6 protein-coding genes and 3 pseudogenes are annotated in these 8,398 nt (G+C 63.0%); 7 read left to right on the forward strand and 2 right to left on the reverse strand.

The annotated features are described in order from the left end of the window. Nucleotides 1-378 precede the first annotated feature (378 nt). The 3 genes and pseudogenes from C1I89_RS03240 to C1I89_RS03250 form a co-directional block, all read left to right on the forward strand. On the forward strand, nucleotides 379-1,599 hold the full coding sequence (locus C1I89_RS03240; protein ID WP_102770835.1) for an ISL3 family transposase: 1,221 nt from the start codon (nucleotides 379-381) through the stop codon (nucleotides 1,597-1,599). After that, on the forward strand, nucleotides 1,589-2,569 hold the full coding sequence (locus C1I89_RS03245) for a TRAP transporter substrate-binding protein (protein ID WP_102771341.1): 981 nt from the start codon (nucleotides 1,589-1,591) through the stop codon (nucleotides 2,567-2,569). Before C1I89_RS03240 ends, C1I89_RS03245 begins: the two co-directional genes overlap by 11 nt. A 7-nt stretch (nucleotides 2,570-2,576) precedes the next feature. Continuing rightward, nucleotides 2,577-2,666, forward strand: a pseudogene (locus tag C1I89_RS03250) (TRAP transporter small permease); the annotation flags it as partial. A gap of 68 nt (nucleotides 2,667-2,734) precedes the next feature. On the opposite strand, the gene C1I89_RS03255 reads toward C1I89_RS03250, so the two are convergent. Then, nucleotides 2,735-4,006, reverse strand: coding sequence for an IS256 family transposase (locus C1I89_RS03255; RefSeq protein WP_047350851.1), 1,272 nt, complete (start codon nucleotides 4,004-4,006; stop codon nucleotides 2,735-2,737). A gap of 2 nt (nucleotides 4,007-4,008) precedes the next feature. Here C1I89_RS03255 and C1I89_RS03260 point away from each other — a divergent pair, with 2 nt between their 5' ends. The 3 genes and pseudogenes from C1I89_RS03260 to C1I89_RS03270 all read left to right on the forward strand — a co-directional run. After that, nucleotides 4,009-4,479, forward strand: coding sequence for a TRAP transporter small permease (locus C1I89_RS03260; RefSeq protein WP_102771342.1), 471 nt, complete (start codon nucleotides 4,009-4,011; stop codon nucleotides 4,477-4,479). Then, nucleotides 4,472-5,773, forward strand: coding sequence for a TRAP transporter large permease (locus C1I89_RS03265; RefSeq protein WP_102771343.1), 1,302 nt, complete (start codon nucleotides 4,472-4,474; stop codon nucleotides 5,771-5,773). The genes C1I89_RS03260 and C1I89_RS03265 overlap by 8 nt, the downstream gene beginning before the upstream one ends. Nucleotides 5,774-6,094: 321 nt before the next feature. Beyond that, nucleotides 6,095-6,496 (forward strand): annotated as a pseudogene (locus C1I89_RS03270) (porin); the annotation flags it as partial. A 157-nt stretch (nucleotides 6,497-6,653) separates the two neighbouring features. Here C1I89_RS03270 and C1I89_RS03275 read toward each other — a convergent pair. After that, nucleotides 6,654-7,619 (reverse strand): IS5 family transposase, encoded by a 966-nt coding sequence (locus C1I89_RS03275; protein WP_102770808.1) that lies wholly within the window; start codon nucleotides 7,617-7,619, stop codon nucleotides 6,654-6,656. Nucleotides 7,620-7,693: 74 nt separating this feature from the next. Here C1I89_RS03275 and C1I89_RS03280 point away from each other — a divergent pair. Next, nucleotides 7,694-8,365: pseudogene (locus tag C1I89_RS03280) on the forward strand (porin); the annotation flags it as partial. Nucleotides 8,366-8,398: the final 33 nt, after the last annotated feature.

The following is an 8,398-nucleotide window of genomic DNA, read 5'->3' on the forward strand; positions in this document are numbered from 1 at the left end:
TCTGACAGGTTCGTTGGACTTGTTCAGAGGTTCCTTAGAAGAAAAACAGCGGCCGCAAGCGGCGCGAACGCGCAGCGTCCAACGATTGAACCCTCAAGCATCGTGGGCCCGCGCGCCGCCCTAGGAATAACCCGTAAAGACGCGATTTCACGCGCCCCGCCGCCGCACGGCAACTTAGAATGGCACGGCTTTTCAGCTGCGCGTCATTGCCGCAGCGCTCGCTTTCGCAATGCCTGTCGGGCACCGCCCGGCTCTACCATACGCAAGGAAGAACCACCCATGTACAAGAAACTTTGGTTCATCGCAGAATAGCGTGGAGCGATTTGGCCAGATTTCGTACTCTTGAGGCCAGTTTCTGGTGTTCAGGAGGATCGGACGATGCTGGATCGCAAGCTGTTGGAGTCCCTGGGTGGCTGGGACGGCTATCGGGTGGATCGCGTGGTGTGGCCTGAAGGCGATGGGCGCACGGTGTCGCTGTATCTCAAGCCCACGGCCAAGGCCATGCATTGCGAGCAGTGCGGCGCGCGGTGTCGCCAGGTGCACGAGACGACGGTGCGACGCGTGCGCGACCTGCCCTTGTTCGAGTATCGGGTGGTGCTGCATGTGCCGCGACGGCGGCTTTGGTGTGAGCGGTGCGGCGGCCCGCGTCTGGAGCGGCTCGGCTGGCTGGGACGCTATCAGCGTGTCACGGATCGGCTGGCACAAGCCTGCAGCCAACTGCTGCAATCGAGCAACGTGCAGGCGGTGGCCAGGTTCTTTGATCTGGGCTGGCACACGGTCAAGACGGTGGATAAGGCGCGACTGCGTGCATCGATCCCGGAGCCGGACTGGTCGCGTATCGAATACCTGGCAATGGATGAGTTTGCCCTGCACAAGGGCCATCGGTATGCCACCGTCGTGGTCGACCCCACCAGCCGCCAGGTGCTGTGGCTTGGTCTGGGCCGCTCGCGCGAGACGGCACGGGCCTTCTTCGAGCAACTGCCCGAAGGTGCCGCCCAACGCATCAAGGCGGTGGCCATCGACATGACCACCGCCTACGAACTGGAGATCCGCGCGCACTGCCCGCAAGCCGAGATCGTCTACGACCTGTTCCATGTCGTGGCCAAGTACGGGCGTGAGGTCATCGATCGGGTGCGCGTTGATCAAGCCAATCGACTCCGGCAGGATCGCCCGGCGCGCAAAGTCATCAAGTCCAGCCGCTGGCTGCTGCTACGCAACCGAGACAACCTGGATCGCCAGCAGCGCGTGCGGCTCGATGAATTGCTGCACGCCAATCAGCCGTTACTCACCGTCTATGTCTTGCGTGATGAGCTCAAGCGGCTGTGGTTCTATCGCAAGCCCGCCTGGGCTCAACAGGCCTGGGAGCAGTGGTGTGAGCAGGCCGAGTGCAGCGGCATTGACGCGCTCAGTACCTTTGCTCAGCGTCTCAAAGCGTACCTGCACGGCATCCTGGCCAGATGCCGCCATCCCTTGAACACCAGCATCGTTGAGGGTATCAACAACACCATCAAGGTCATCAAGCGCCGCGCTTACGGCTACCGCGATCAGGAGTACTTCTTCCTGAAAATCCGCGCAGCCTTCCCCGGTAATACTCGATGAACCGAAACTTTCCCTGTTGGCCGGCAGCATCGTCCTGGCGTTCAGCGCGGGCGCGCAGGCCCAGACCAAATGGGACCTGCCCAGCGCCTACCCGGCCAGCAACTTCCACGTCGAAAACCTGACCTCCTTCATCAAGGACGTCGACACGCTGTCGCAAGGCAAGCTGAAGATCACGCTGCACAACAACGCCTCGCTGTACAAGGCGCCCGAGATCAAGCGCGCGGTGCAGGGCAACCAGGCCCAGATCGGCGAAATCCTGCTGACCAACTTCGCCAACGAAGATCCGGTCTACGAACTCGACGGCCTGCCCTTCCTGGCCACCGGCTACGACGCTTCGTTCAAGCTGTACCAGGCGCAGAAGCCGTTCCTGGAGAAGAAGCTGAACGCGCACGGCATGACGCTGCTGTACGCCGTGGCCTGGCCGCCCCAGGGCATTTTCGCCAACCGCGACATCAAGCAGGTGTCCGACATGAAGGGCCTGAAGTGGCGCGCCTACAGCCCCGTGACGGCCAAGATCGCCGAACTGGTCGGCGCCCAGCCGGTGACGGTGCAGCAGGCCGAACTGGCGCAGGCCATGGCCACCGGCGTGATCGATTCCTACATGTCCTCGGCCTCCACCGGCTACGACACCAAGACCTACGAGTACATCAAGAAGTTCTACGACACCCAGGCCTGGCTGCCCAAGAACGCCATCATCGTCAACAAGAAGGCGTTCGACGCGCTCGATCCGGCCACCCAGGCCGCGCTGAAGAAGGCCGGCGCGCAGGCCGAGGAACGCGGCTGGAAACTGTCGCAGGAAAAGAACAAGTGGTACCAGCAGGAACTGGCCAAGAACGGCATGGAGACCATCCAGCCCACCGCCGAACTGAAGTCGGGCCTGTCGGAAATCGGCAAGCGCATGCTGGATGACTGGCTCAAGAAGGCCGGCGCGGACGGCCAGGCCATGATCGACGCCTACAAGAAGCAGTGATATTTCCATGCGCCGCTTTCTAGATGGTCTTTACGGCGCGGCCGGCCTGCTGGCCGGCCTGTGCACGATCGGCGTACTGGTTTCGGTGCTGGCCGCGGGAGTGTCAGGATTTCTGTGTGTGAGGCTGTTGAATCCGTCACTCAATCGTGAGGCGGCTTGGTGATCTTACTGGCCCGATCTGGTAAATCGGTCCTCGTAGAGGATCGCAAATTGGTTCATCGCTGATTTCCAGTGGTTGGCCGCCCGCCCCCAGTCCGCGGTGATGTTGCGCAGCGCCAGCCAGATCAGCTTGGTGGCCGCCTCGTCGCTGGGGAAGTGGCCGCGCGTTTTGATGATCTTGCGCAGCCGTGCGTTCACGCTCTCGATGGCGTTGGTGGTGTAGATCACGCGCCGCACCTCGGGCGGGAAGGCGAAGAACGGGATGACCTTGTCCCAGGCCCGGCGCCAGGCGCTGACCACGGTCGGGAACCGCTGCCCCCAGGGGCCGGCCGCAAACGCATCCAACTCGGCCTCGGCCGCCTCGGCGCTCACCGCGGTGTAGATGGGTTTGATGGCTGCGGCCAGCGCCTTGCGGTCTTTCCATGACGCAAAGTCCAGGCCACCCCGGATCAGGTGCACGATGCAGGTCTGCAGCGTCGTCGCCGGGAACACTGCGCCCAGCGCCTCTGGCATGCCCTTGAGGCCGTCGGTGACGGCAATCAGGATGTCCTGCACCCCGCGCGTCTTCAGATCGTTGAAGACCTTCATCCAGAACTTCGCCCCCTCGGTGTTCTCGATCCAGATTCCCAGGATGTCGCGCGAGCCGTCAGGCAGTACGCCCAGCGCCAGGTAGACGGCCTTGGAGCGCACCACCGCATCCTCGCGAATCTTGACCCGCAGCGCATCGAAGAACACCACCGGGTACATCGCCTCCAGCGGCCGTGTCTGCCAGGCCGTGACCTCGCCCATCACCTCATCGGTGACACGGCTGATGAGCTCGGGCGAGACGTCCACCGAGTACATCTCAGCCAGGAAACCCTGGATCTCGCGCACCGTCATGCCGCGTGCGTACATGGCGATGATCTTGTCGTCGAAACCCGTAAAGCGCCGCTCGTGCTTGCCAATGAGCTGCGGCTCGAAGCTGCCTTCGCGATCGCGTGGGACATCGATGCGCAGCGCCCCCACATCGGTCAGTACGGTCTTGGTGCTCTTGCCGTTGCGGTGGTTGGCTGATCCGCCTGTGGGCTTGGCTTGGCCGGGCGCATAGCCTAGGTGATGACTCATCTCGGCGCCCAGCGCCCGCTCAAGAATTGACTTCTTGAACTGATCGAACAGCCCTTGGACTTGGCCCGGCGTCATGGGCCCGGTCACCAACTGGTCAAGCAGCTCGGCCGGGATGTGAAATTGCGGCTGTGCCGCCTGGTCCGCCAAAGCGGTGGGTTTGGTCTTGCGTGGCATTCATGCTCCTTGTCGACATGCTATGCCTCACACACAAAATTTCTGACAAGCTCCTGGCCGCGATCATCGCGCGCCAGCTCCACATGAACATCCCCGGCACGGACGCCTATGCCGGGTACTTCATGGCCGCCGCCGGCTTTCTCGCCCTGTCCAGCACCTTCAAGCACGGCGAACACATCCGTGTGACGCTGCTGCTCAATTCGCTCAACCCGGCCGCCAGCCGCCGCCTGGACCTCTTCGCGCTGTCCGTGGGCTGCGTGCTGGCCGCCGCCTTCGCGTTCTTCAGCATCAAGCTGACGTACGACTCATGGCAGTTCAACGACATCTCCACGTCCAACGACGCCACGCCGCTGTGGATTCCGCAGATCAGCATGGCGATCGGCACGGTGCTGTTCCTGGTCGCCCTGATCGACGAACTGATCCGACGCCTACGCGGCCAGGCCGCCGCCACTTCGCAGCAAACCCATGAATGAAATTCTCGTCATTACCCTATTGGTCGTCTCGATCTTCGCGCTGCTGGGCTGCGGGGTCTGGGTCGGCCTGACCCTGGCGGGAACGGCCTGGATCGGCATGGAGATCCTCTCCAGCCGTCCGGCCGGCGACGCCATGGCCGTCACCATCTGGGGCGCGGCCTCCAGCTGGACCCTGACCGCGCTGCCGCTGTTCCTGTGGATGGGAGAAATCCTGTTCCGCACGCGCCTGTCGGAAGACCTGTTCAAGGGCCTCGCGCCCTGGCTCAACCGGCTGCCGGGCCGCCTGCTGCACACCAACGTGATCGGCTGCGCCATCTTCGCCGCGGTCTCGGGCTCGTCGGCGGCCACCTGCGCCACCGTCGGCAAGATGACCATCCCCGAGCTGACGCGCCGCGGCTACCCCGAGGACAAGATCCTCGGCACGCTGTCGGGCGCCGGCACGCTGGGCCTGCTCATCCCGCCTTCGATCATCATGATCGTGTACGGGGTGGCGGCGGACGTGTCCATCGCCAAGCTGTTCATCGCCGGCATCGTGCCCGGCCTGCTGCTGGCCGGGCTCTTCATGGGCTATATCGCCTGGTGGGCGATCCGCAATCCCAAGGCGGTGCCGGCGGCCGATCCGGGCCTGACCTTCATGCAGAAGCTGTCGCGCTCGCGCCACCTGATCCCGGTGCTGCTGCTGATCGCGGCGGTGCTGGGCTCGATCTATTCGGGCATCGCCACCGCCACCGAAGCCGCGGCGGTGGGCGTGGTGGGCGCGCTGATCCTGTCGGCGCTGCAGGGCTCGCTGAACCGCTCCAGCTTCATGCAGTCGCTGCTGGGCGCCACCCGGCTGTACTGCATGATCGCGCTGATCCTGGCGGGCGCGCAGTTCCTGACGCTGGCGATGGGCTACATCGGCCTGCCGCGCGCGCTGGCCGAGTGGATCGGCGGCCTGGGCCTGTCCCAATTCGGGCTGATCATGGCGCTGATGGTGTTCTTCATCGTGCTGGGGTGCTTCCTGGACGGCATTTCCATCGTGGTGCTGACCATGGGCGTGCTGCTGCCGACGGTGCAGGCCGCCGGCCTGGACCTGATCTGGTTCGGCATTTTCATCGTGTTCGTTGTAGAAATGGCACAGATCACGCCGCCGGTGGGCTTCAACCTGTTCGTGCTTTCGGGCATGAGCGGCAGGGAATTGCCGTACATCGCGCGCGCCTCGATGCCGATGTTCTTCCTGATGATCCTGGCCGTGCTGCTGCTCTATCTGGTGCCCGGCATAGCGACCTGGCTGCCGCAGCACATGACGCTGTAGTGCCGGGCCCCTCGCCCCGAAAACCCCGGTTTGCACCGGGGTTTTTTATTTTTCCGGCGCTCTCGCGGTTTGCGATTCTGTAAACCCGGGAAAACGCCGAACGAATCCGTCCCCTGCTGGCGCGCCAACTTTTCTAGAATCCCGAGGCGCCCATGCCGCTTGCCGGCATGGGTTCAGTTGTGCCACCTGGGCGGCCGCCCGGACCCGCGCTTACCCCAAGCGTCGGAGCGGCCGGCCCGGCGCCCGGCGATCCGCCGCGCGCATCTGGCCGGGCCACAAGCCCGGCGCAACCAAGAACAGCTACATCAGGAGGAGACCCGCATGAAACGCATCACCCTATCGCTCGCCCTTGCCGGCCTGGGCATGGCCGCCGGCACGGCGTCCGCCGAGACCAGCGTCACCCTGTACGGTATCGCCGACGTCAGCATCCGCTACCTGAGCACCAGCTCCGGCGCGGTCGGCGAAGACGGCAGCCGAGTGTCGATGGAGAACGGCGCCATTTCCAACAGCCGCTGGGGCCTGCGCGGCTCGGAAGACCTGGGCGGCGGCAACCGCGCCTTCTTCCGCCTGGAGAACGGCATCAACCTGCAGAACGGCAGGGGTTCGGACACCAGCAAGGCCTTCAGCCGCCTGGCCTACGTGGGCCTGGACGGCGGCCAGATCGGTACGCTCACCCTGGGCCTGCAGAACACGCCGATGTTCGACCTGCTGGCCGATTACTTCGGAAGGTCTGAAGAACTCGATTTCAAACATCCAAAAATCGACCTCATGACCAAAGTATTCAAAAATGGTTAAAAACTGCTCAAATCATCGCCACTTTCGGGTTGTTTGCACCCCGATCAGGCCCGTTTTCGGGCCTGTTGGCGCTTTTTGGGCGCACTTACCCTGCCACCGCCGTCAACGGGCGGCGTGCCATCCAGATATTGGACAGCGTAAACAACATTTTCAAATGCGCAGTGTTCTTGGCCAGTCCACGGAATCTGACTTTACGAAACCCGAATTGGCATTTGATGACACGAAACGGATGCTCAACCTTGGCTCGAAGACTGGATTTGGCCCGCTCAATGTTTTGCGTCAAACGATCAATTGCGCTGTTACCCAAGGCGCGCCGTTTGCCGGGGCGCATGGCAATGTGCCAGGTTACGTCACGCCCTTGGTGCTCGGGTCGTTTGTCTACGCCTTGATAACCGGCATCGCCAAAAGCCAACGTTTCTTCACCATGCAGCAACGCAGCCGCCTGAGTAACATCATGCTCATTGGCAGCGGTGCCCACCACCGTGTGGACCAGCCCGCTGTGAAGATCAACCCCAATGTGGGCCTTCATCCCAAAGTGCCACTGGTTTCCCTTTTTGGTCTGATGCATCTCGGGGTCCCGCGTGCCGCTGGCGTTCTTGGTCGAGCTGGGTGCATCGATAATTGTGGCGTCCACAATGGTGCCTTTGCGCACCTGAATGCCTTGATCCTGCAACAGCAGGTTGACCGCCTCAAGCGCTTGGTCGGCAATGTTGTGCTGCTCGAGCAGATGACGGAAGTTCAAAATGGTGGTCTCGTCCGGCACACGACCTCCAGGCAGTTTGGCAAACTGGCGCATCGAAAAGCTGTCGTACAGCGTCTCTTCCATGGCCGGGTCCGACAGCGAAAACCACAGTTGCATGAAGTAGATGCGCAGCATCGTTTCCAGCGGATACGGTGGACGACCGATGCCCGGTTTGGGGTAATGCGGATCGACCAGATCGGCAAAGAGCTTCCACGGCACCGCACGCTCCATCTTGGCCAGAAACTTCTCACGGCGCGTTTTCTTGCGTTTGCCAACGTACTCGGCTTCGGAAAAACTCAACTGGCTCATCGGGTTCACTCGGATCGGACTGTTTTCAATAACTTATATTCTGACAGGTTCGTTGGACTTGTTCAGAGGTTCCCTTCGATCCGCTGACCGTGGGCAACTACGACCAGAACGCCTGGCTGCCGGCCGCCATGTCGCGCGTGCGCACCAACAACATGACCAAGTACGCCAATACCTTCGGCGACCTGTCCATGGTGCTGTCGTGGGCCAACGGCGAAGACTGGGACGACCACAAGGCCGGCCAGCAGTACGGCGCCAGCCTGCGCTACACCATCGGCCAGCTGGGCCTGGGCGCGGCATACCAGCAGACCTACGCGGGCACCGATTCCGACCTGCGCCAGCGCGTCTGGAACCTGAACGCCTCGTACCAGTTCGACGGCGCCAAGCTGTTCGTCGGCTACTACAACGGCCGCGACGAAACCGGCTGGGTCAACGGCGTCATGGGCGGCACCACCACCGCCAACCTGGACCGCAAGGACAACGGCTACTTCGCCGGCGTAACGTGGCAGGCCACGCCGCGCTGGGCCATCACCGGCGCGGCCTACTTCGACCAGAGCAAGAACGTCGAGGAAGAAGGCGACAAGGGCAAGCGCTACGCGCTGGTCGCCGTGGCCGAGTACTCGCTGTCCAAGCGCTCGCAGCTGTACGGCACCGTGGACTGGAACAAGGTCAGCGACGCCGCCAGCGGCGAAATCGCCGGCAAGAGCAACCAGGTCGGCGCCGCCGTGGGCTTCCGCCACATCTTCTGATGTCTCTCGCGCCGGGCTCCGCGGAGCCCGGCT

The organism is Achromobacter pulmonis (assembly GCF_002885955.2).
Lineage (GTDB): Bacteria > Pseudomonadota > Gammaproteobacteria > Burkholderiales > Burkholderiaceae_B > Achromobacter > Achromobacter pulmonis_A.

Excerpts from the sequence above, each read along its gene's own strand:
- C1I89_RS03240 (WP_102770835.1), top strand. The coding sequence starts at position 379 with ATGCTGGATCGCAAGCTGTTGGAGTCCCTGGGTGGCTGGGACGGCTAT.
- C1I89_RS03255 (WP_047350851.1), bottom strand. The coding sequence starts at position 4,006 with ATGCCACGCAAGACCAAACCCACCGCTTTGGCGGACCAGGCGGCACAG.
- C1I89_RS03260 (WP_102771342.1), top strand. The coding sequence starts at position 4,009 with ATGCTCCTTGTCGACATGCTATGCCTCACACACAAAATTTCTGACAAG.
- C1I89_RS03265 (WP_102771343.1), top strand. The coding sequence starts at position 4,472 with ATGAATGAAATTCTCGTCATTACCCTATTGGTCGTCTCGATCTTCGCG.
- C1I89_RS03275 (WP_102770808.1), bottom strand. The coding sequence starts at position 7,619 with ATGAGCCAGTTGAGTTTTTCCGAAGCCGAGTACGTTGGCAAACGCAAG.